Annotated in this window: 24 protein-coding genes, 1 pseudogene and 1 riboswitch; of the genes and pseudogenes, 12 read left to right on the forward strand and 13 right to left on the reverse strand. The window is 65.9% G+C overall.

The features are described 5' to 3' along the window. On the reverse strand, positions 1 to 489 hold the full coding sequence (gene carD / locus AB0M74_RS19635; RefSeq protein ID WP_011206964.1) for an RNA polymerase-binding transcription factor CarD: 489 nt from the start codon (positions 487 to 489) through the stop codon (positions 1 to 3). A 342-nt stretch (positions 490 to 831) separates the two neighbouring features. Between carD and AB0M74_RS19640 the strand changes: the two genes are divergently transcribed. Together AB0M74_RS19640 and radA are read left to right on the forward strand one after the other, a co-directional pair. After that, complete coding sequence (locus tag AB0M74_RS19640; RefSeq protein WP_366527685.1) at positions 832 to 1,518, forward strand: hypothetical protein; 687 nt, start codon at positions 832 to 834, stop codon at positions 1,516 to 1,518. Positions 1,519 to 1,630: 112 nt separating this feature from the next. Then, on the forward strand, positions 1,631 to 3,037 hold the full coding sequence (gene radA / locus AB0M74_RS19645; protein WP_366527686.1) for a DNA repair protein RadA: 1,407 nt from the start codon (positions 1,631 to 1,633) through the stop codon (positions 3,035 to 3,037). A 341-nt stretch (positions 3,038 to 3,378) separates the two neighbouring features. Here radA and AB0M74_RS19650 read toward each other — a convergent pair whose 3' ends face one another. Further along, a complete protein-coding gene (locus tag AB0M74_RS19650) occupies positions 3,379 to 4,053 on the reverse strand; it encodes a hypothetical protein (RefSeq protein ID WP_366527687.1) in 675 nt (224 codons plus the stop codon). A gap of 122 nt (positions 4,054 to 4,175) precedes the next feature. Then, a complete protein-coding gene (locus tag AB0M74_RS19655) occupies positions 4,176 to 4,799 on the reverse strand; it encodes a carbonic anhydrase (RefSeq protein WP_366527688.1) in 624 nt (207 codons plus the stop codon). Positions 4,800 to 4,955: 156 nt separating this feature from the next. Between AB0M74_RS19655 and AB0M74_RS19660 the strand changes: the two genes are divergently transcribed. Continuing rightward, a complete protein-coding gene (locus AB0M74_RS19660) occupies positions 4,956 to 5,846 on the forward strand; it encodes an A/G-specific adenine glycosylase (protein WP_366527765.1) in 891 nt (296 codons plus the stop codon). A gap of 3 nt (positions 5,847 to 5,849) precedes the next feature. Here the strand turns inward: AB0M74_RS19660 and AB0M74_RS19665 are convergent, their stop codons facing one another. Further along, positions 5,850 to 6,593, reverse strand: coding sequence for an alpha/beta hydrolase (locus AB0M74_RS19665; RefSeq protein WP_366527689.1), 744 nt, complete (start codon positions 6,591 to 6,593; stop codon positions 5,850 to 5,852). A 98-nt stretch (positions 6,594 to 6,691) separates the two neighbouring features. Between AB0M74_RS19665 and mhuD the strand changes: the two genes are divergently transcribed. The 4 genes from mhuD to AB0M74_RS19685 all read left to right on the forward strand — a co-directional run bounded on the left by mhuD (position 6,692) and on the right by AB0M74_RS19685 (position 8,818). Continuing rightward, on the forward strand, positions 6,692 to 7,006 hold the full coding sequence (gene mhuD / locus AB0M74_RS19670; RefSeq protein ID WP_366527690.1) for a mycobilin-forming heme oxygenase MhuD: 315 nt from the start codon (positions 6,692 to 6,694) through the stop codon (positions 7,004 to 7,006). A gap of 67 nt (positions 7,007 to 7,073) precedes the next feature. Next, positions 7,074 to 7,241: riboswitch (cobalamin riboswitch) on the forward strand. 30 nt (positions 7,242 to 7,271) lie between these two features. Beyond that, the gene (locus tag AB0M74_RS19675) at positions 7,272 to 7,466 is read left to right on the forward strand and encodes a CbtB-domain containing protein (RefSeq protein ID WP_328408545.1); all 195 of its coding nucleotides are present in this window, start codon (positions 7,272 to 7,274) and stop codon (positions 7,464 to 7,466) included. Further along, positions 7,457 to 8,281, forward strand: a complete 825-nt coding sequence (locus AB0M74_RS19680) for a CbtA family protein (RefSeq protein WP_366527691.1) — start codon at positions 7,457 to 7,459, stop codon at positions 8,279 to 8,281. Before AB0M74_RS19675 ends, AB0M74_RS19680 begins: the two co-directional genes overlap by 10 nt. Before the next feature lie 36 nt (positions 8,282 to 8,317). Beyond that, positions 8,318 to 8,818, forward strand: a complete 501-nt coding sequence (locus tag AB0M74_RS19685) for a hypothetical protein (RefSeq protein ID WP_366527692.1) — start codon at positions 8,318 to 8,320, stop codon at positions 8,816 to 8,818. 65 nt (positions 8,819 to 8,883) lie between these two features. On the opposite strand, the gene AB0M74_RS19690 is transcribed toward AB0M74_RS19685, so the two are convergent. From AB0M74_RS19690 to AB0M74_RS19705, 4 genes and pseudogenes are all read right to left on the reverse strand, one after another. Continuing rightward, positions 8,884 to 9,324 carry an OsmC family peroxiredoxin gene (locus AB0M74_RS19690; protein WP_366527693.1) on the reverse strand — a complete coding sequence of 147 codons (441 nt, stop codon included), beginning with the start codon at positions 9,322 to 9,324 and terminating at the stop codon, positions 8,884 to 8,886. A gap of 542 nt (positions 9,325 to 9,866) precedes the next feature. After that, positions 9,867 to 10,009: pseudogene (locus AB0M74_RS19695) on the reverse strand (transposase); the annotation flags it as partial. Positions 10,010 to 10,073: 64 nt separating this feature from the next. After that, positions 10,074 to 10,394 carry a multidrug efflux SMR transporter gene (locus AB0M74_RS19700; protein WP_366527694.1) on the reverse strand — a complete coding sequence of 107 codons (321 nt, stop codon included), beginning with the start codon at positions 10,392 to 10,394 and terminating at the stop codon, positions 10,074 to 10,076. Then, positions 10,394 to 11,041 (reverse strand): NAD(P)H-dependent oxidoreductase, encoded by a 648-nt coding sequence (locus AB0M74_RS19705; RefSeq protein ID WP_366527695.1) that lies wholly within the window; start codon positions 11,039 to 11,041, stop codon positions 10,394 to 10,396. The genes AB0M74_RS19700 and AB0M74_RS19705 overlap by 1 nt, the downstream gene beginning before the upstream one ends. Before the next feature lie 110 nt (positions 11,042 to 11,151). On the opposite strand from AB0M74_RS19705, the gene AB0M74_RS19710 reads away from it, so the two are divergent. Continuing rightward, entirely contained in the window at positions 11,152 to 11,787 is a 636-nt protein-coding gene (locus tag AB0M74_RS19710) for a helix-turn-helix domain-containing protein (RefSeq protein WP_366527696.1), read from the forward strand. Between the two features lie 96 nt (positions 11,788 to 11,883). Here AB0M74_RS19710 and AB0M74_RS19715 read toward each other — a convergent pair whose 3' ends face one another. After that, on the reverse strand, positions 11,884 to 12,747 hold the full coding sequence (locus AB0M74_RS19715) for an ABC transporter permease (protein ID WP_366527697.1): 864 nt from the start codon (positions 12,745 to 12,747) through the stop codon (positions 11,884 to 11,886). Next, positions 12,744 to 13,646 carry an ABC transporter ATP-binding protein gene (locus tag AB0M74_RS19720; protein WP_366527698.1) on the reverse strand — a complete coding sequence of 301 codons (903 nt, stop codon included), beginning with the start codon at positions 13,644 to 13,646 and terminating at the stop codon, positions 12,744 to 12,746. The genes AB0M74_RS19715 and AB0M74_RS19720 overlap by 4 nt, the downstream gene beginning before the upstream one ends. A 147-nt stretch (positions 13,647 to 13,793) precedes the next feature. Between AB0M74_RS19720 and AB0M74_RS19725 the strand changes: the two genes are divergently transcribed. The 4 genes from AB0M74_RS19725 to AB0M74_RS19740 all read left to right on the forward strand — a co-directional run bounded on the left by AB0M74_RS19725 (position 13,794) and on the right by AB0M74_RS19740 (position 17,109). Continuing rightward, entirely contained in the window at positions 13,794 to 15,158 is a 1,365-nt protein-coding gene (locus AB0M74_RS19725) for a histidine kinase (protein WP_366527699.1), read from the forward strand. After that, a complete protein-coding gene (locus AB0M74_RS19730) occupies positions 15,158 to 15,844 on the forward strand; it encodes a response regulator transcription factor (RefSeq protein WP_366527700.1) in 687 nt (228 codons plus the stop codon). The genes AB0M74_RS19725 and AB0M74_RS19730 overlap by 1 nt, the downstream gene beginning before the upstream one ends. A 168-nt stretch (positions 15,845 to 16,012) precedes the next feature. Continuing rightward, the gene (locus tag AB0M74_RS19735; protein ID WP_366527701.1) at positions 16,013 to 16,282 is read left to right on the forward strand and encodes a hypothetical protein; all 270 of its coding nucleotides are present in this window, start codon (positions 16,013 to 16,015) and stop codon (positions 16,280 to 16,282) included. A gap of 29 nt (positions 16,283 to 16,311) precedes the next feature. Beyond that, positions 16,312 to 17,109, forward strand: a complete 798-nt coding sequence (locus tag AB0M74_RS19740; RefSeq protein WP_366527702.1) for an LLM class flavin-dependent oxidoreductase — start codon at positions 16,312 to 16,314, stop codon at positions 17,107 to 17,109. A gap of 64 nt (positions 17,110 to 17,173) precedes the next feature. On the opposite strand, the gene AB0M74_RS19745 is transcribed toward AB0M74_RS19740, so the two are convergent. The 3 genes from AB0M74_RS19745 to AB0M74_RS19755 form a co-directional block, all read right to left on the reverse strand. Further along, positions 17,174 to 19,738 carry an ATP-dependent Clp protease ATP-binding subunit gene (locus AB0M74_RS19745; RefSeq protein ID WP_366527703.1) on the reverse strand — a complete coding sequence of 855 codons (2,565 nt, stop codon included), beginning with the start codon at positions 19,736 to 19,738 and terminating at the stop codon, positions 17,174 to 17,176. A gap of 269 nt (positions 19,739 to 20,007) precedes the next feature. After that, entirely contained in the window at positions 20,008 to 20,949 is a 942-nt protein-coding gene (locus AB0M74_RS19750; RefSeq protein WP_366527704.1) for an alpha/beta fold hydrolase, read from the reverse strand. A 75-nt stretch (positions 20,950 to 21,024) separates the two neighbouring features. Further along, complete coding sequence (locus tag AB0M74_RS19755) at positions 21,025 to 21,696, reverse strand: anthrone oxygenase family protein (RefSeq protein WP_366527705.1); 672 nt, start codon at positions 21,694 to 21,696, stop codon at positions 21,025 to 21,027. Positions 21,697 to 21,730 lie beyond the last annotated feature (34 nt).

Raw genomic sequence — 21,730 nt, forward strand, 5'->3', positions numbered from 1 at the left:
TCAGGAAGCCGCTGCGAGAACCTCATCGAGCAGCGTCTCGGCCTTGCCGTCATCGGTGCCCTCGGCAAGCGCGAGTTCACCGACAAGGATCTGACGGGCCTTGGCAAGCATGCGCTTCTCGCCCGCGGACAGACCGCGGTCCTGCTCACGACGCCACAGGTCGCGAACGACCTCGGCAACCTTGTTCACATCGCCGGAGGCGAGCTTCTCCAGGTTGGCCTTGTAGCGACGAGACCAGTTAGTCGGTTCTTCGGTGTGCGGCGCCCGCAGCACCTGGAAGACTCGATCGAGACCCTCCTGGCCAACTACGTCACGCACGCCGACGTACTCGGCGTTCTCTGCGGGAACGCGCACAGTCAGGTCACCTTGGGCGACCTTCAGGACCAGATACTCTTTTTGCTCACCCTTGATGGTGCGAGTCTCGATTGCTTCGATCAGCGCCGCTCCGTGGTGGGGGTAAACGACGGTGTCTCCGACCTTAAAAATCATGTGTCCCGTGCCCCTTTCGATGTTCACAGTTTAACATGCGACTCGGTAACGGCGCGATCAACTGTGCAGGTCAGGGCCACAACGAGCGTATCGCAGGGGTTGACAGAACCCACCTGGTGTGCATTACGTTGTGCCAGAACGAGTTAACGACCGGTGCGATTACCACATCGGCCGATTGGCGCGAACAGCAGCACCACGGCAACCCGTCGACATTCGACCGAACTGTTATCAACCACCCGCGAGTCGCGAGCCCCCGCGCCCGCCCGGTTGAGCCAACTACTACGCTCCCTAGTTACTACTCTCCCTAGCGGAGTGTGCCCGGTCGACATGGAGGGACAACCCGTGACTGCCCTGAAAGCTGTGACCGCCTCGAAGGGGGCGCGACGTCGCATGGTGACGGTTGCCGCACTCGCCGCCGGAGCGGCGCTCGCACTGTCCGGCTGCGGTGCAGGCCAGATCTCACAGACCGCGGCGCAGGTCGCGGCTGTGAACGGCAACCACGCCGACATCAACAAGATCTCGCTGCGCAACGTGCACATCGTCTACCCCGGCGAGGGCTACAACAATGCGCAGGGCGGCAAGGCGCTCATCGCGCTGTCGGTCATCAACAACAGCGAGTCGGTTCCGGACGAGCTCACCAGCATCACCACCGACCTCGGCCCCGTGAAGATCACCGGGCCCGCGGGTGACGCGAAGTTCGAGATCGCGCCGCAGCAGACCGTTGTCGCCGGAGCGTCCACCGAGCACGGTGCGGCCAAGCCCGATGCCCATGACGCGACGCCGACGACCGGGCACGGTGCGCCCGCCACCGGCGACAAGCCGTCCCAGGACCCGGCCGCCAAGCCTGCGACCATCGAGATCAGCGGCCTGACCAGGGACATCACCCCCGGTCTCACCTACGCCGTCAAGTTCAATTTCAAGCAGGGCGGCACCATTCAGGTCCAGGTGCCCGTCGATGCGGGCACCGGAACCGAGCGGCACGAGTCCGACAAGTCCGGCGCCGCCGAGCCCGCCAAGGGCGGCCACTGAGCTGGTTGTGACCCGCCGTCGCGCGGAGTGAACACGGCTGTCGCGCATGGCGCGGCAGCCGTGTTCTTTTCTGTCCAGCCCGGTTGTCGGACGTGGTACGTAAGGTGCGCCTGTGGCAAAGACCAAGTCGATCTTCCAGTGCTCGGCCTGCAGGCACGAAGTCGCCAAGTGGGTGGGTAAATGCCCGGAGTGCGGCGCATGGGGCACGGTGAACGAGGTAGCCGGGTCGGCGGGCGGTCCGAACGCACCCGCAGGGCGACGGGCGATGCTGCCCAGCACTGCGGCGGCGCCGATCTCGCAGATCGATTCGAAGGTGACACAGGCCAGGCCGACCGGCGTCTCGGAGCTCGATCGGGTGCTCGGCGGCGGCATCGTTCCGGGATCGGTCGTGCTGCTGTCCGGCGAGCCGGGGGTCGGCAAGTCGACACTGCTGCTCGAGGTCGCCCATCGCTGGGCCGATCAGCGCGACGAGAAATCGCTGTACGTCACCGCGGAGGAGTCGGCCGGTCAGGTCCGGCTACGCGCCGACCGGACCGGCGCGGTGCACGAGCGGGTCTATCTCGCGGCGGAGTCGGATCTTTCGGTGGTGCTCGGGCATGTCGAGCAGGTGCGTCCTTCGCTGCTCGTCGTCGACTCGGTGCAGACCATGCTCGCGCCCGAGGTGGACGGAACCATCGGCGGCGTCACCCAGGTGCGCGCGGTGGCCGCGGCGCTGACCTCGCTGGCCAAGGCGAGCGGGATCGCGGTGCTGCTCGTCGGGCACGTCACCAAGGATGGCAACATCGCGGGGCCGCGCACCCTGGAACACCTGGTGGATGTCGTGCTGCAGTTCGAGGGCGACAAAAACTCCACGCTGCGCATGGTGCGCGGCATCAAGAACCGCTTCGGCGGCGCCGACGAAGTCGGCTGCTTCGAACTGCACGACGACGGCATCGCCTGCGTCAGCGACCCGTCCGGGCTGTTTCTGCACCATCGCACCGATTCGGTACCCGGCACCGCGGTCACCGTTGCGATGGACGGCAAACGGCCGCTGGTAGCGGAGGTCCAGGGGCTCACGGTGAATACCGAGATTCCGCAGCCACGCCGAGCGGTCAGCGGACTCGACTACAACCGGGTGGCGATGGTCCTTGCCGTCCTGCAGAGCCGCGGCCGGGTCTTCCTCGGCAAACACGACGTCTATGCCGCGACGGTCGGCGGCATGCGACTGCTGGAGCCCGCCGCGGACCTGGCCATCGCGCTGGCCATCGCCAGCGCCGAATCCGACATCGCGCTGCCACCCGGCTGGGTGATCCTCGGCGAGGTCGGCCTGGCAGGCGAGGTGCGCAAGGTGACCGGAATCGCGCGCAGACTGGCCGAAGCCGAACGACTCGGCTTCACCACCGCTCTGGTGCCACCCGGATTGGAGAGATCCAAGAGCGGCATGAAAGTCCACGAAGTCACCGACCTGAAATCGGCTATCCGCCTCGCCAGCCTCCGCAAACCCCGCAAGGCCCCCGCGGAGAAGGCAGCGGATTTCTGACCCGTGCATCCACCACGCTGGCGGCATCGCTACCGATACCCCCACTGGTTACCGGACCAACTCCGAGCAGAACGAACTCGCGAGCCCAGGAGCGCAAGGCCCGGTCATGCCGAATGCGCCCAAGGCACATCCACCGAAGTCACAAATCTCCGCTGCCAACACGCCCACTCGGCATGATGATGTCTTCCGAGCGCAGCGAGACCGAGCATTAGAGTTCGCGGCCCGTCTCGCTTCCGAGCCGTCGAAGCGCACGCGCCGAAGGCGCAAGTCTCGACGGCTCGGAAGCGAGACCAAGGGGGCCGCGAACACGCAGCGCCGAAGGCGCTGCCAAAAAACACAGCTCAAGCGATGTTGAAAGGCTCTACCGAGCTACGTACCGAACCGAGTTGCGCGACAACCGCATACGCGCCCGCAGGCACCGGCACACGGTCGCCCGCACAGTTGGGCTGCGACGTCGAACCGGACCAGGTGACAGTGAAGGCCGCCTGTTCGCCGCGGTTCAGAGTCCGCACGTCGGGTTGACCATCCGGGTAGCAGTCGGTGCTCGACCACAGCCTGCGCTGGCCGTCGAGGGTGAGCACGGAAACCTGCTGGAGTCCCGAGCCGACATCGCGTGAGCACGGCGCCGTCGAGATATTCGTGATCACGATGCCGAACACCGGAGTCTCACCGGTTTTGTAGGTGGGCTGCTCCACCGTCACCCGCACGGCGAGCGACTGATCCGGGCACTGACCCTGCGCCACCGGGTTACTACTCGGCGTCGCGGCCGCCGTGCCGGAAGGCTTCGGTGCGCTCGATTCCGCGCTTGTCGACGGCTTGGCCGACGAGCCTTCGGCAGCCTTGGTCACCGACGACGAGCTCGCCGCCGCCTTGGTGCTGCCGGGGGCATCACCGCCACGCGCGAACATCACCACCAGCCAGATCACCAGCGCGAGCGCCACGACCAGGACTCCGATGGCGAGAACGCGGCGACGCCAATAGATCTCCGGAGGCAGCGGTCCATTCGGTTCCAGCACGCCTCAACGGTAAGGGCACGATCGGGCGCAGCGACTCAGGGCTCCGGCGTGTCGGTGCGGAAAAGGCGAACGTGGCGACCGAATTCTGCCCCACACGCTGGGGAAACGCTCCGGGGATCGATTCAGACGAGCTCGCCGATGTTCCCGACGACACGCTGCAGCTCCACCCGGCCGTCGGCCAGCTTGTAGGTGACGCAGGCGATCGCGCACTCGCCGGTGGCCACCCGCTGCGAAATGATCATCGAGCGCTGCATGAGCAGCCTGCTGGTTTCCACCACGTGCCTGGCCTCCATCTCGTCGACGGTGGACAGGCCCTCCCTGCGACCGATCAGAATCGACGGCGTGACCCGCTCGACCACACTGCGAATGAACCCGCCCGGCACCTCACCGCCGTCCAGCGCGTCGATGGTGGCCTTCACCGCGCCACAGCTGTCGTGTCCGAGCACCACGATGAGCGGCACGTTCAGCACCTGCACGCCGTACTCGATCGAACCGAGCACCGAACTGTCGACCACGTGGCCTGCGGTACGCACGACGAACATGTCGCCGAGGCCCTGGTCGAAGATCAGCTCGGCCGCGACGCGAGAGTCTCCACAACCGAACAGAATTGCGGACGGGTGCTGGCCACTGACGAGCTTGGCTCGGTCCACGGCGCCCTGGCTAGGATGCAGCAGATTGCCGTTGACGAAGCGCTCGTTGCCCTCGCGGAGGGATTTCCAGGCACTGACCGGGTTGGAATCAGGCATACCGACCATTGTGCACATCAAATTGGTTACCAGCGAGTTCGCATCGTTACGGGTTGGCAAATATCGACTGGCCGAAACACACGAGGAACGGTGAGGGCGGTGCCGAAGAGCGGCGCAGCGCACAAGGGCGCGGGCGCACCCAGCACGAGCAAATCGGTGCACAAGAGCATCGACGCTGAGGTGTTGCTGGACTGGTATGAGCACACCGCGCGGGATCTACCGTGGCGCAAGGCCGAGGTAACGGCGTGGCAGATTCTGATGAGCGAGATCATGCTGCAGCAGACGCCGGTGGTGCGAGTCGAGCCGATCTGGCGTGCCTGGGTAGCCCGCTGGCCGGTGCCCTCGGCGATGGCGGCCTCGTCGCAGGCCGAAGTGCTGCGCGCATGGGGCAAGCTCGGATATCCGCGCCGCGCACTGCGGCTGCACGAATGCGCGCGAGTGCTTGCCGAGCAATACGACGACGAGGTGCCCACCGACGTCGATCTACTTCTCGGACTGCCCGGGATCGGTGCGTACACCGCGCGTGCGGTGGCCTGCTTCGCCTACGGTCAGCGAGTACCGGTGGTGGACACCAATGTTCGCCGGGTCGTGGCCCGTGCGGTGCACGGCCGCGCGGAAGCGGGCAACCCGTCCTCGCGCGATCTACCCGAGACCGAGGCGCTGCTGCCGCGGCAGATCGATCGGGCTGCGGTATTTTCCGCGGCACTGATGGAACTCGGTGCGACGGTGTGCACCGCACGAACCCCGGACTGCGAACGCTGCCCGCTGCCGCGGTGCGCGTGGGTGGCCGCGGGCAGGCCGGCGTCAGAGGTGGTTCGGCGCACCCAGAAGTACGAGGGCACCGACCGGCAGGCGCGGGGCAGGCTGCTCGATGTGCTGCGTGACGCCACCGGGCCGGTGGAACGGGTGCGCCTCGACCTGGCCTGGACTCGCGACCCGGGCCAACGCGACCGCGCCCTGGATTCGCTGCTCGTCGACGGACTGATCGAGCAGACCGCCGAGGGCCTGTTCGCGCTCGCGGGCGAGGGCGGGCAACCGGTCGCTTGACCGCTACGCGCCGAGTACCCGGCGCAGGAATACCTCGACCTCGGCGCGGTACCGCTCGGGCTGGTCAGCGTGCACGAGGTGGCCGGAGTTCGGGATCTTCACATACACGGCGTCGGGGTGGACGGCGGCCATCTGCCGCATCTGCCCCGCCGGCGTAATGGTGAATTCGCCCTCGATCAGCAAAGCGGGCACCGTGATCGCCTTCCACTGCGCCCAGAAATCGCGGGTCCCCCACTCTTCGGAAATATCACGGAAGGTCGCGACCGAACCGTGCAGCCGATAGCCGTCCGCCCCGCGCTCGAACGAATTCAGGAAATACCGCCCAGCGACCGGACCGAAAAAGTCCAGCACCGCGTCCTCGTCCGGAAACGGCGGCCACGCCTCGATCATCGCCGCCCAATCCTGGGCCGTCCGTCCGGTGAAATCCGGTGCAATATCCTCGACAACCAGCGCACGGACCCGATCGGGATAGTGCGAAGCAAAGACCCACCCGTGCAGCCCGCCCATCGAATGCCCGATCACAACCATGGGCTCCGAGATCTGTGCAGTCGCCGCCGCCAAGTCTTCGATGAACGCCTCGGTAGTGAGTTCGGCGGGCGCCGGTCGACCGTGTCCGGCAGCATCGAACGTATAGACATGCCCGAACCCCCGCAGCCACTCCAGCTGACCACCCCAGGTGCGCGCACTGCCCATCAACCCGTGCAACAGCAGGATCGGTACCCCTGCCCCACCTTCGTCATGCAACACTCTGCTGATTGTGCAGCGCGTGTGCCCTCGTGTGTTCACGACCCCCTGATGGCTTGCGCGTGCTGACCGATCGATCGGCAAAACGTATTGTCGAACCCATGCCAGTTGTGAAGATCAACGCAATCGAGGTTCCTGAAGGCGCAGGCCCCGAGTTGGAAAAGCGGTTCGCTCACCGCGCGCATGCGGTCGAGGGCTCGCCGGGATTCCTCGGCTTCCAATTGTTGCGCCCCGTCGCCGGCGAGAATCGCTACTTCGTTGTCACGCAGTGGGATTCGGAGGAATCCTTCACAGCGTGGCGGGACGGGCCTGCGCGTGAGGCACATGCGGGCGAGCGGCAGAAGCCGGTTTCCACAGGTGCGTCGCTGTTGGAATTCGAGGTTGTGCTCGACGTCGCCGCGAAACCCGCTTCCTGAGGCGAGACCGGCGCACCCGGCCGGGGGACTCGCCCACCGTTGCGTCGGTAACCCGGCGGCCGTATTGACGTCGGGTGCTCGCAGGTGTCACAGTTCGAGGAGATAAACGCGATGGTGACGCGGTAATTCCGGTGCAAATCCGGAGCGGTCGCGCCACTGTGTTCCATGCATCGAGGGGTCTTTTCGAACCCTGGTGCCGGAAAGCCAGACGCCGGCACCATCGCACCGACCACTCGACGGGACGCGCATCCCTAGGAGGATTCGAATGGCCATCGCGCATTCACCGAGCCGGGCAACCGATTCACTCGCAACACTGCTCATCGCAGTGGGCGTCGTTCTTCTCGCACTTCTCACGCTGTACCTGGTCGGCTTCGATCAGGGAGCCATCTCGCGTAGCGGGATGTTCATGCACGAGCTGATGCACGATGGACGTCACCTACTCGGTGTCCCATGCCACTGAGTTCGTCTATAACGCCGACTGTGTCGGCTGCCGTCCCACTGCTCGGTTCGCTGAAAACCCTGCTGCTGCGTGGCCTGCTGGCCGGCCTCATCGCCGGCCTGCTGGCCGGTACGGTGGGCTACTTCGTCGGCGAGCCCAAGGTGGACGCCGCGATTGCCATCGAAGAGGCCAATTCCGCTGCGGAAGCGGCGCATGCCGAGTCGACCGCAGGACATTCGCACGGTGACGAGGACGAACCGTTGGTGAGCCGGACCGGGCAGAAAGTGGGTCAGTTCCTCGCGCTCGGCCTCGCAGGGATGGCGTTCGGCGCCCTCTTTGCCGCGGCAGCGCATTTCGCGCGTCGCTACACCACACTGTCGGGCCCCAAGCTCGCGATCGGCCTCGCCGTCGGCGGTTGGGCGGCGATCGTGGCCGTGCCGTTCTTCAAGTACCCCGCGAACCCACCCGCGGTGGGTGATCCGGAAACGATCAACGATCGCACTTGGCTGTGGGTGGCGGCGGTGCTGCTCGGCCTCGCGGCCGTCGGTATGGGCGTGTTCGTCTACAAAGCCCTTGCGGGACAGCTCGAGACGTTCCGGCTCATTGCCGGTGTCGGGGCCTTCGCACTGATCGCGGCGGTCGGCTACATCCTGCTGCCGGGCGTGAACGAGGTGAAGGCCGATTTCCCGGCGACCCTGCTGTGGCAGTTCCGGGCGGCCTCGCTGACCGAGTCGGCCACGTTGTGGGCGTGCCTCGGCTTGGGCTTCGCGGCACTCACCGAATTCGCCACGCGCCCTAGCACTCCGGTACGAGAGCAGATCGCTACCGCGGGCTGATCCGCGCTTCGGAAGGTCGCAGGCAGTGTTGGTCTCATGACCGGCACTGCCTTTTCCACGTGGCCAGCACCTTTGCGCGCCGAGCATCGTGTGCGCCCGCCACGCGCTGTTTCGGTGGCATTCACCGGCCTCGTCGCCGCACTGCTCTGCGGCGTCGGTGAGGCCCTCACCTATGTCGCGGTACAGCTCGACAGCCCGAACGCCGATGTGGGTTCCCTCACTACCGGCCTGGCTGTGCGCGGCGGCATCTACCTGGCGGTTCTCGCCGTCGCCATCCGGATGGCGCACGGCGCCCGCTGGGCCCGCATCGTCCTGACCATCGGCATCGGGATAGTCGGACTGGCCTCGCTGATCATCGAGCCCGCGGCCGCCACGTTGTCCGCCAAAGCAATCGGCGACCTCTTCGACAATCTCAGCCCGTCGGCGGTGATCAGCGGAATACTCCGGACCGGACATATTCTCGCCGTCCTGGTCGCGATCCCGGCGATGTACCACCCCACCGCCCGCCGCTACTTTCGCGCGGGCCGGTCATCCTGAGAAACCACTCGGTTCCTCGCACCTGCCGACGGTTGTCGGCAGGTGCGAGGAACCGGACACCCTGCTTACGCGAGCGCGGCGTCCAGCGTGATGTTGTCAACGCCCGCCAGTGCCTTGCTGACCGGGCAGCCCGCCTTCGCGGCGGCGGCCGCCGCGGCGAAACCGTCGGCATCGAGGCCCTCGACCCTGCCGCGGACGGTCAGCTTGATGCCGCTGATGCGGAATCCGCCGTCCGGGTCAGGGCCGAGGGTGACGTCGGCGGTGACGTCCAGGCTCTCCGGGGTGCCGCCCGCATTGGCGATCTGCGCCGAGAGGGCCATCGCGAAGCATGAGGAGTGTGCCGCCGCGATCAGTTCCTCCGGGCTGGTGGTGCCGTCGGCATCGTCGGCGGCACGCTTGGGAAACGACACGTCGTACTTGCCAACGCCAGAGCTGGCCAGCTCGACCTGTCCCGAACCCTCCTGCAGCGAGCCGGTCCAAGCGGTGCGCGCGGTACGTGTGGGCATCACGGTCCTTTCGATGTTGTTACGTGAAACACACCGAACCTACGCCGGTCCCACCTCCCCGCGTCTTCAGGGCTCATCCGCCTCCCCACGAACGCAGGCCAGATTCAGGTGCCACGAGGATGGCATTGGCGCCCGGTGGGTTACCAGTGCGCTCCCTGAGGGCGAACCGAGCCCACCGGGTCCCCCCTTGGCTTTGAACATCAGCAGCGCCATTTGACCCGGATCACCGCCACCGGATGACCAGTCGTCCTCGACATTCCCTACGAAGGCGAGTCCTCGCTGCTCGGGACTGCCGTGAATCCGGTTTCGCCGATCGTGATTACGCATTGCTGGTCGAGCCGGTCCCTATCGTGGAGGGCCTCCACTAGATGAGTGGACATCAGTGTCATCCACCATTCCCATGGCGTTTCCGGCGCGGCTCCACGTTCGGACTCGTCCGCGATGCGCTTGTAGTAGTCGATGATCGCTTTGTCGGCGAAGCGGATCGCGACCGGAGGTTCGAGGGTTACGCCGCGGCGCTTGGCGATCTCCAGCTGCCCCCGGTTATTCCACGGGCCGTAGCCTTCGGGCAGGTCACGCCACGGCGCGCCGGTCCGCAGTTTCCACCGGATCGCGTTGATCACCTGCGGCCACGACCCGATACCGCCAGCATGGGCTCGATCCGAGCCAATGCCCGGTCCGTCAACTCGCCACGCCCAACCACCGTATGCCGCTAACACCAACTGACACAATGAATTACAGGACAGAACCTAGTCCGGGTTGGTGACGCGGGCCAGGACGATGCCCCCGAGGATCAGCGATAGCGAGAGGAGCCTGCCCGCGCTGAGTGGGTCCTTGTTGACCATGACGCCGAGGCCGATCGCGCCAACCGCACCGATGCCGGTGAAGATCGCGTAGGCGGTGCCGACCGGGAGAGTCTGCATGGCTCGCGACAGTAGATAGACCGCTACGGCCCCCAGGACGAAGCAGATGACCGTGGGGACCAGGCGAGTGAAGTTCTCGGTGGGTTTGATGCTCTGCGACCAGATGATTTCCACCACGCCGGCCACGCCGAGGACGATCCAGTTCATCAGTATTCCTTGGCGAGGTCGCGGGCGGTGTCGATGGCGGCACTGTAGGACGCGTCGTGCTCGGCGCGCCGTGTCGCCATGAGTGGGTCCTGACGGGAATTGGCCAGTTCGGCGTTGACGAAGACGGTGTCGGACACCGCGAAGTGGCCTGCGAAGAAGTCGCGCAGAAAGCGCTCCTGGTAGTCGAATGCGGCCTTGGGAGCGCCTGGCGAGTAGGCACCGCCGCGCGCCGTTGTGACGACAAATCGCCTGTGCTCCAATGACATTCGAGGAAACGTCACCTGATCGAGCCACGCCTTGAGCGAGGCGGGGATCGAGTAGTTGTACATCGGGGTACCGATCAGGATCACATCGGCGGCCAGCAGCTCTGCGAGCAATGGGGCGACAATCGCCCAGGCTTCGGCCTGAGCCGGGGTGCGGACCAGCTCCGGGAGCCGATCCAGGTCGGTACTGCCGAGGGCGAGCACCGCGTCGCACAACTCCGTCCATGCCTCGCCGATGAACGGCACCGGATTCGCCGCCAGATCTCGGTACAGGTAGTCACCTTCGGGGTTCTCGGCGCGCCAGGCGTCAGCGAAGGCGGCGCTCACTTCGCGGCTGATCGATTGACGGCGGGCGCTCGCGTCGAGGTGCAGCAGTGTGCTCATTGTCAGGCCTCCCAATTATCTGGACATATTGTCCACTTCTTGTTGGGAACGACATTAACGCTAAGTGGACATCTTGTCCACTTGATTCGGAGTCGACTACAGTCGAAGCCATGGACCCCCGATCCGACCTGCTCGCCGGCATTTCGTCGAGTGCGACACCGCCGGAGGCGAGCACTCCCCCGCACGCCGAACGCACCGACGCGGCACGCAATCGTGCCAAGGTCCTCGCCGCCGCCGCCGAACTGTTCGCCACCCGCGATCCGCGCACCGTGACGATGGATGACATCGCCAAAGCAGCAGGTGTCGGCCGCGGCACGCTCTACCGCCGGTACCCGGACAAGAATTCGATCGCCGTCGCACTACTGGACGAGCACGAGCGCACGCTGCAGGAGAAGTTGCTGCGCGGCGATCCGCCACTCGGGCCGGGCGCACCGCCGGATGAGCGGCTCGCCGCCTTTTACACGGCCATGGTCGAATTGCTCGAAGCGCATGCACATTTAGTGCTCGGTGCCGAAAGCAGCGGGGCACGATTCCGTACCGGTGCATACGGGTTCTGGTATCTGCATGTGCGGTCGCTGCTTGTTGCCGGGGGCATCGCAGATCCCGACGCACTGGTTGATTCCCTGCTCGCACCATTGGCCGCCGAGGTTTTTCAGCATCAACGTGGACGCGGCTCCAGCGCAGCACACATCGCCGAGGCGCTGAGCAGGCTGGCTCATTCCGTCATCAGCACGGCCACGAGTTGACACTTCGCCACTCGTCCGGGCAAGCGGGAAAACGCCGAAACCGCTGACGAACCGGTGTCCGCCAACGGTTTCGAGGTATCCGAATTCCTCCGGCAATCAGACCATGTCCCGCCGGTGCACCAACAACAACGTGCCCGTAACGAACACAGCCGTATAGCAGGCGAGCACGATCAACGACTCGGTCCGCGACAGAATATCGAGCACGCCCGGCGTCGCGGGACCCTGCACCGTGCGCATCGCACCGGCCATCGATCCTGCCGCCGTGCCGGGCAAATGATCGGTGATCACCGTGATCGGCTCGAATATTCCGGCGACACCGCGCAGCAGATTCTCCACAACCAGCACCCAGACCAAGCCGAGCCCTACGGCAAGCGCAGGACCACGAGCGATCGCGCCGATCAGTGCGCCTGCCAGCGTCCACATTCCGAGAATCGCTGTCCCGGTGATGATTCCGTTCACGATCTGCCCGAAACCTGGCAGCGCGAGCGACTGCGATCGAGAGAGCGCGATGATCGACGCGACACCGATATCCGCCGTGAACGCAACGCAGACCAGCGCCACAACCACGAACGCCAGACTCACCACCGCACCGCCGAGCGAGGTGATCCGCGACGGCCCCTGGGTGAAGGTGGTCTTCCAGGTGCCCCAGCCGTATCCGCTGCCGATGGTCAAGGCACCGAGGATGAGCATCAACGCGCCGCCGAACATGGCCATGCCCTGCGTGAAAACTTCCGGGACGGCCGCGGGCAACATTTGCTGCAGCAGTATCTCTTTGGGCTGCCCGTTCGACATACGTGACGATTCACCCGAGCTGTAGGCAAGGTAGTTGAACAGGTACGAAAACGTGAGATTCAACAGAATCCAGGTACCGAGAATGATCCAGAACGCCGGCCACTTCCGCAGCCGGAGCAGCTCAGCGCTGGTGCTCGCCAGCAGATCTTTCCTTGCCTGCCTATTCATTTCGCCGCCTCCAGCTGGGTCATCTCGAAGAAGACCTCTTCGAGGGATTTTTCGTCGATGCGCAGTTCGAGCAGATCCGCGCCTGCCTCGATCACCGCACGGGCGATCGCGGGAGCCTTCTCGGCACCGGATTCGATCCGAATACCACGCGCGGTCAACAGCGCCGAACGATCACCGACCACCTGTCGCACCGCAGACAAGGCCAGTTCGAGCGGCTCGGCGCGCAGCGAGAGTGAAGAGGCGCCGCGCAATTCGGCCACCGTGGATTCCACGAGCAGGTTGCCGCCGGAGATGACGCCGACGCGATCGCAGATCTCCTGCACCTCGCTGAGCATGTGACTCGACAGCAGCACCGTGTGCCCGTCACCGGCGAGAGTGGTGATCAGCTCGCGCATTTCGGCCATGCCCTGCGGGTCGAGGCCGTTCGTCGGCTCGTCGAGGATCAGCAGATCGGGACGGCCGAGCAGGGCCGCGCCTACGCCGAGGCGCTGCTTCATACCGAGGGAATAGGTGCGGAATTTGTCCTCGGCGCGGCCCTCGAGTCCGACCCGCTCGAGCGCCTCCTCGACAGCCCTACGGTCGAGGCCCCGGTATTTCGCGAGCACCCGCAGGTTGTCGCGGCCGGACAGGTAGGGATAAAAACCGGGGCCCTCGATCAGGACACCGATGCGGCGGACCACCGCCGGGTCGCCCGGCAGATGGCCGAGCACGGTCGCGGTGCCGCTGCTCGGGCGGATCAGGCCGACCAGCATGCGCAAGGTGGTCGTCTTGCCCGCACCGTTCGGGCCGAGGAACCCGTAGATCTCACCGGCCCCGACACCCATGCTCACGCGGTCGACGGCGGTGTGGGCGCCGTAGCGTTTGGTCAACCCTGCGGTGACCACGACGGAATCTGTCATGCCCTGAGAATCCGCCCCCGACCAGGTCCGCCACATCCGCCGCGCGGCGCGGGCCGACGTACGTATCCAGGCCTACGCCCGCGAGGTGCCCGGCGAATACGCAGCGCGGCGGACGCTGAGCGCGCAGCAGCCTAATAGGCTGCAGGTGTGACAGCGCCAGGGGAATCGAAACGTGGCCCGGTCGTTCGGGACTGGGGCCTCGCGTTCGTCGTCGGGGTGATCCAGCTTGCCGGTGGGCGCAATGCGAACATCCGCCAAACCGGCGTGCACTCGCTGGACATGCTGGGCTACGCGCTGTTGCTCGTCGGCCCCGTCGCCCTGCTCCTGCGCCGATCACAGCCGCTGCCCGTGCTACTTGTGACGATCGCGTCGTGCGCGGTGTATCTGCTGCGCGGCTACGGTTATGGTCCGATCTTCATTTCGCTGGTGATCGCCTTTGTTTCCGCGGCAGTCATCGGGTCGCGGTGGTTGACTTATCCGCTCGTGCCGGTCGGCTATCTGGCGCTGGTCTGGCCATTGCCCGCGCTGATCGGGCACCCGGCCGACCCGTGGCTGGCTTTCGGGATGATCGCCTGGCTCGGCGTGCTGATTTCGATCGCCGAGGGCATCAGGCAACGACAGGCGGTACTGGTGGCCCGCAGGCAACGGGCCGAAGCCGCCCGCCGCGACGAGGAGGCGCAGCGGCAGCGGCGAGCCAGCGAGGAACGCCTCGCCATCGCCCGCGAGCTGCACGATGTGCTGGCCCACAGCCTTTCGCTGATCAATGTGCAGTCTTCGGTGGCGCTGGAACTGTTCGACAAGAAACCGCAACAGGCGCAGTCGGCGCTGGCCACGATCAAGACCGCGAGCAAGGACGCACTGGCCGAGGTGCATACGTTGTTACAGGCGATTCGCACCGGTGCGGCGGCCGATGCGCAGGCCGAGCCCCCACGCGAACGCACCGACGGCACCGCGCTCGGCTCCACCGCGGGCTGCGATTCGAAACGCGCGCAACGTCATTCGACCGACCCGCACAGCAGGCAGTCCGCATCGCAACCGCCGCTGCTTCGCCCCGCTCCAGCGCCACGGGCGCCCGCACCGAGCATCGAGGATCTGGATACCCTCCTACAGCGGGCCCGCGCCGCCGGTTTGATCGTTGACACCCGGATCATCGGCGCCCCGCACCGACTGCCGAGCGTCATCGACGTGGCGGCGGCGAGGATCATCCAGGAATCGCTCACCAACGTGGCACGGCATGCACCAGGAGCTGCGGCGACAGTGACGGTGCGCTACACAGCAGACTCGGTCGACATCACCGTCGACAACACCCGCCCCACCGGCACCCCATCGAGGTCCGGATCCAGCGGGGGCAACGGCGTCATCGGCATGCGGGAGCGGGCGCACGCGCTCGGCGGTGCACTCACCGCAGGCCCACGGCCCAGCGGCGGATTCCGGGTCGCGGCCCGGCTACCCGTCCGGGAGTCGACCAAGGACGCGGACAAACCCAGCGGTTCCACCACCCAGGAAGTGTGATGACAGACCATGGCACCACCGAGGCGCCGATACGAGTGCTGGTCGTCGACGATCAAGCGCTGGTGCGCGGCGGTTTCGTCGCACTGCTCGATGTCCAGGACGGCATCGAGGTGATCGGTGAGGCCGACAACGGCGAACAGGCCGTGCGGATGGCCCGCAGCCTCACCCCCGATGTGGTGCTGATGGACATCAGGATGCCGATTCTCGACGGACTGACCGCCACCAGAATGATCGCCGAAGACCCGAATCTCGCCGAGGTGAAGGTAGTCGTACTGACCACCTTCGAGCTCGACGAGTACGTCTTCGAGGCCATGCGCGCGGGTGCGACGGGTTTCCTGGTCAAACACACCGAACCGGCCGACCTCGTGCGTGCCATCCGGGTGGTCGCCGCGGGTGACGCACTGCTGTCCCCCGGCGTCACCCGCCGCCTGATCGCCGAATTCGCCGCACACGCCAAACAACCGCCACCCACGGCCTTCACCGAACTCACCGACCGCGAGCGCGAGGTGATGACCCTGGTTGCCGAGGGTCTCACCAATGCCGAGATCGGCGAACGCCTCTTCATGAGCCCGGCCACGGCTCGCACGCACGTGAGCCGGATCCTCACGAAGCTCGACGCCCGCGATCGCACCCAGCTCGTCGTCATGGCCTACGAATCCGGCGTGGTCCGCCCCGGCTGGCAGTAGCGAGCAGCGGCGGCCTCCCCGCAGCAACCCACATTCCGCGCTGACAGAGATCGGGTGTCCGCTACCGATGCGATTGTCGGACGGGCATTTTCGTACGTGTCCAGGCGTAGACCAGGTAGCGCCGCTCGACCGATGCCCAGGTAGGTGTGTGCGGCGCAGGCTCTCGGTATGAACATTTTCACCCAACCCGAAACCCTGACCTTCCTGGCCGAGCACTACGACCACGGCTGGCACCCATGGCCGTTCTTCTGGATCTTCCCGCTGCTGTTCTGGGTCACCTTCCTTGTCGTCGTCTTCGTCGTCCGCCGTCGATTCGTCGGACAGCAGAGCGGGATCGGCGCATTGCGCACAGCGTTCGCGCGCGGCGAGATCACCGAGGACCAGTACCGCAGCAGGTTGGCCGTGCTGCGTGAGTCGAAGCGCCCGGCCGAGAACTGATCCTGCACCGAATCACGGGAGACCCCGCCATGAGCATGAATTTCGGAATTGTCCTCAGCCCGCGCTCGGGACCCGACTGGGTGCGCGCCGTCCAAGGCGCCGAGCAACAGGGCTATCGGACGATCCTGATGCCGGACACCCTCAACACCCCGTCGCCCTTTCCAGCGCTCGCAGCCGCGGCCGCGGTGACCACCACGATACGACTGCGAACGAATGTGATTGCCGCACCCCTGCGCACCATTACCACCACCGTGCGGGAAACCACAGCGCTGCAACTGCTTTCCGACGGACGGTTCGAGCTCGGCATCGGGTCGGGGCGCCCGGAGGCCCGCTCGGAGGCCGACCGGCTCGGCATTCCGTGGGGCTCGGCGAACGAGCGACGCGGCATCCTCGCCGCAGTGGTCGCCGCGGTGCGCGCACAGGTCGACCCGACCCCGCCGATCGTCGTCGCGGCCAACGGCCCGCGAATGCTCGCCGCCGCAGCCGAATTCGCCGACCGTATCCTGCTGGCAGCGAGCCCGCAGGCCACCGAGGAGCAGCTGGCAGAGATGGTGCGCGTGGTGCGCGACAACACCGATCGCGACATTCGCTTCACCCACCAGTTGGTCGGCATCGGCGACCGGCTCCCGTATTGGCTCGGCACACACCTCGGCCTCACCGCCGACGGACTACGGGCGGACGGGGCAGCGGGTGTGCTGGATTCCGATCCAGCCGCGATCGTCGATGTGCTCGAATACCGACGGGAGAAATACGGAATCGACGAACTGGTCGTCCCCGGCGACCTTGCCCGCGACTTCACACCGATACTGCCCAGCTTCGCGCAGTAGCACGAAAAAGGCCTTCCCCCACCGGAAGCCGGTGGGAGAAGGCCTTTTCGATGCGGCTCGGAGCTTATTCGCCCGAAGCAGCTGCCTCGGGGGTGCCTTCGCCTGCGGCGGTCAGCACGACTTCCGGCTTCTCTTCGGTGGCGGGCTCCTTGGTCAGCTTCGCCTTGCCGGTGAAGGTGAACTTGGCGTCCTCGCCCGAGCCTTCGCCGTCCCAGCCCTCGACATCGACCACAATGGTCTGTCCTGGGCCGATCTCGCCGAAGAGGATCTTCTCCGAGAGCTGATCCTCGATCTCGCGCTGGATGGTCCTGCGCAGCGGCCGAGCACCGAGCACGGGATCGAAGCCACGCTTGGCCAGCAGCGCCTTGCCCTGCGGGGCCAGCTCGATCGCCATGTCCTTGTTCTTCAGCTGCGTGGCGACGCGGCCGATCATCAGGTCCACCATCTGCACGATCTGCTCGGTCGTGAGCTGGTGGAAGACGATGACGTCGTCGATGCGGTTGAGGAACTCAGGGCGGAAGTGCTTCTTGAGCTCGTCGTTGACCTTGAGCTTCATCCGCTCGTAGTTCGACCCCTCGGCGTTGCTCTGGGTGAAGCCCAGGCCAACGGCCTTGGAGATGTCCGAGGTACCCAGGTTCGAGGTGAAGATCAGCACGGTGTTCTTGAAGTCGACCGTGCGACCCTGGCCGTCGGTGAGGCGACCGTCTTCGAGGACCTGCAACAGGGTGTTGTAGATCTCCTGGTGCGCCTTTTCGATCTCGTCGAACAGAACCACGGAGAACGGCTTGCGGCGCACCTTCTCGGTGAGCTGGCCGCCCTCTTCGTAGCCGACGTACCCGGGAGGGGCACCGAAGAGCCGCGATGCGGTGAAGCGGTCGTGGAACTCGCCCATGTCGATCTGGATGAGCGCGTCGTCGTCGCCGAACAGGAAGTTCGCCAGCGACTTGGCAAGCTCGGTCTTACCGACGCCGGACGGGCCGGCGAAGATGAACGAGCCGGACGGACGCTTCGGATCCTTCAGGCCGGCGCGAGTACGACGGATCGCCTTGGAGACGGCCTTGACGGCATCCTCCTGGCCGATGATCCGCTTGTGCAGCTCGTCCTCCATGCGGAGCAGACGGGTGGTCTCCTCCTCGGTGAGCTTGAAGACGGGGATGCCGGTCCAGTTGGCGAGCACCTCCGCGATCTGCTCGTCGTCGACCTCGGCAACCACGTCGAGATCACCGGAGCGCCACTGCTTTTCGCGCTCGGCGCGCTTGGCGACCAGCTGCTTTTCCTTGTCGCGCAGGCGCGCCGCCTTCTCGAAGTCCTGCGCGTCGATGGCGCTTTCCTTCTCCCGGCGCGCATCGGCGATCTTGTCGTCGAATTCACGCAGGTCCGGCGGAGCGGTCATGCGACGGATGCGCATGCGCGCACCGGCCTCGTCGATCAGGTCGATCGCCTTGTCCGGCAGGAACCGGTCGTTGATGTAGCGGTCGGCCAGCGTCGCGGCGGCGACGAGGGCACCGTCGGTGATGGACACCCGGTGATGCGCCTCGTAGCGGTCACGCAGACCCTTGAGGATGTTGATGGTGTGCTCGACCGTCGGCTCGCCGACCTGCACAGGCTGGAACCGGCGCTCGAGTGCGGCGTCCTTCTCGATGTACTTGCGGTACTCGTCGAGGGTGGTCGCACCGATGGTCTGCAGCTCGCCACGGGCCAGCTTCGGCTTCAGGATCGAGGCCGCGTCGATCGCGCCCTCGGCGGCACCCGCACCCACGAGCGTGTGCAGCTCGTCGATGAACAGGATGATGTCGCCGCGGGTGTTGATCTCCTTGAGCACCTTCTTCAGGCGCTCTTCGAAATCACCGCGGTAGCGGCTGCCCGCGACCAGGGAACCCAGGTCGAGGGTGTAGAGCTGCTTGTCCTTGAGGGTCTCGGGGACCTCGCCGTTGACGATGGCCTGCGCGAGGCCCTCGACGACAGCCGTCTTACCGACACCGGGCTCGCCGATCAGCACGGGGTTGTTCTTGGTGCGGCGGCTCAGCACCTGCATCACGCGCTCGATTTCCTTCGAGCGGCCGATGACCGGGTCGAGCTTGCCTTCGAGGGCGGCCTGGGTCAGGTTGCGACCGAACTGGTCGAGCACCAGCGAAGTGGACGGGGTGCCCGCCTCACCACGCGACCCGGATCCCTCGACCGGCTCCTTGCCCTGGTAACCGGACAGCAGCTGGATGACCTGCTGGCGCACGCGGTTGAGATCCGCGCCCAGCTTGACCAGCACCTGTGCCGCGACGCCCTCACCCTCACGGATCAGGCCGAGCAGAATGTGCTCGGTGCCGATGTAGTTGTGACCGAGCTGCAGCGCTTCGCGCAGACTCAGCTCCAGCACCTTCTTGGCACGCGGGGTGAACGGGATGTGACCGGACGGCGCCTGCTGGCCCTGACCGATGATCTCCTCCACCTGGCTGCGCACACCCTCCAGCGAAATACCGAGGGACTCCAGCGACTTCGCTGCGACACCCTCGCCCTCGTGGATCAACCCAAGCAGGATGTGCTCGGTGCCGATGTAGTTGTGGTTGAGCATCCGGGCCTCTTCTTGGGCCAGGACAACGACACGCCTCGCGCGGTCGGTGAACCTCTCGAACATCGCTCCCTCACTCTCCTGCTTCGACGTCTATGGCGTCCGACGCTTCAGTGTTCGACTGTGGCGCCAGCCTGCCATGAAGCCCGGGGGTTGCGGCCCCCGCCTCTACTCTAGTTGGCAGGGGTTCCCGCCGCCTCCAGTCCACCCTATTGCGGACCAGCGGCGGCACGGTCATTCACTCATAACGTGAACGTTGCGGGATTCGTTTCCACCGAGGTTTTGCCCTCAGCGAACACCGGACCCGACCGGGCCCTCGGCTCGCCGCGTGAGCGCTACCCCGTGAAGGGGGGAACGAACTCGCACCCGACGTCCCGCGGGTGGGAAGGGTCGAGTGCGTTGAGCACGTAACGTGCCGCCCGTGGGCTGCCTGCAATCGCCAGATGATCGGAGTAGTCCAGCGCGCACCCGTCCTGAACAACAATGTTAGTTGCGTTCGGCCCCGGGACGAGGCCCGAGGTGTACGGGACGACGATCTCGTCGTGCGCGGTGACGATATTGGTGTAGGTGATGGTCGGCACATAGACGCCATCACTGTTGAGCTGGGTCAGGAAGGGCGAACCCTGGAGAAGTTGTACACAGGCCTGACACAGCGCACCCACCGTCGCCTCGAATGCCGGCCCGAGCCCGAGCCGGTCGGCGTATGCGACGATCTCGCTCGCGCCGCCCGCATTGGTGCCGCGCCATGCCGGTGCGATTGATACGTACTTATCGATCTTGTCGGCGCCACCGAGTCGCTTCGCGTAGTAGTTCGGCACCACCGTGCCCTGGGAATGCCCGACTACATCGACTCGGCTCGCACCGGTGGCCGCGAGGACGCGATCGACGAACGCGCCGAACTGTGCCGCCCCCTGCTCCATAGGAAGCATCCCTCCGACGGCCGAGAGGGGCCAAGGCAGCCCGTGCGCGCCGTAGGTCAACGAATAGACGCAGTAGCCCTCATTGGCCAGCAGCGGCGCATACACGCCCCAATTCGTCTGTGCGCCACCACCGGTGCCGTGGGCGAGGACGACCGGATTCGGATGCTCGGCGCTCGGGCGGCACGACCAGTCATCAGCGCCCGGCAGCGAGCCACCGTGGTCGATCAGTTCGGCGGGGATCCCGGAGAAGAAGTTGTAGTCGACCGCATAACGCTCCGCATGCGCGGAACTCGCCGCGCTGATCCACAGCGCGGCGAGCACGATTGCGATGAATGCGGCGCCTGGAGCCCGTCGCATGATGCCTCCCGAATTGGAACGTGTTCCAGGAAGCTACCGCGCGTTCGGCCCCGACAGGGGCGAAACCGCGGACTATCAGGCCCGGCGGTAACCCGGGGCGCCGAATTGTGCGGAGTACTGGTTGTCCGCCTGCGGCGCGGAGAACTGACCGGGCACCTGCGGCTGCGCGCTCTGCTGCGGCGCCTGCTGAGCGACGAACCGGCCCGGCGCCGAGCCGACCGGCGAACCGGCCACGGCGGCGGTGTTGCGTGCGTGCTGCATACCGGCGACGAAGAGCGCGCCGATCAGCGCGAGGAAGGCCAGGGTGTGGAACACGGCGCGCACGATATTCCAACGAACCCATGCGGATTCGAAATCGGCGCGAACCTGCGCCAGATCGACGATCGACGCCGGGTCACCCGCGGCGGCGAGCTGATCGTTCAGCGGGACGTTCGATCCGGAGGTCACCGCGAAGGCAATGATGTTGAGCACCAAGGCCACTGCGATCCAGATCAGCGTGGTGCGATGCTCCTTGCCCAAGTGCAGCGCCGCCGCCAGGACGGAGAAGGCGACGGTGCCCATGAACCCGATCATGAACACCGGGTTGATGATCACCACATTGATCTTCTGCATCACATCGATCATGGCGCGGTCATCGGTGCGACCGAGCGCGGGCATCACCGAGTTCGCGTAGGCGTAGAAAAGGCCTGCGATCAGGCCGGTAGTGAGCGTGGCCGCCACCAGTGCAGCGATCCGAAAGGCGGTCATGGTTTTCTCCTACCGTAAAACTGCCGGAGCCCTC

The sequence above is a fragment of the Nocardia sp. NPDC051463 genome, assembly GCF_040681975.1.
Taxonomy (GTDB): domain Bacteria; phylum Actinomycetota; class Actinomycetes; order Mycobacteriales; family Mycobacteriaceae; genus Nocardia.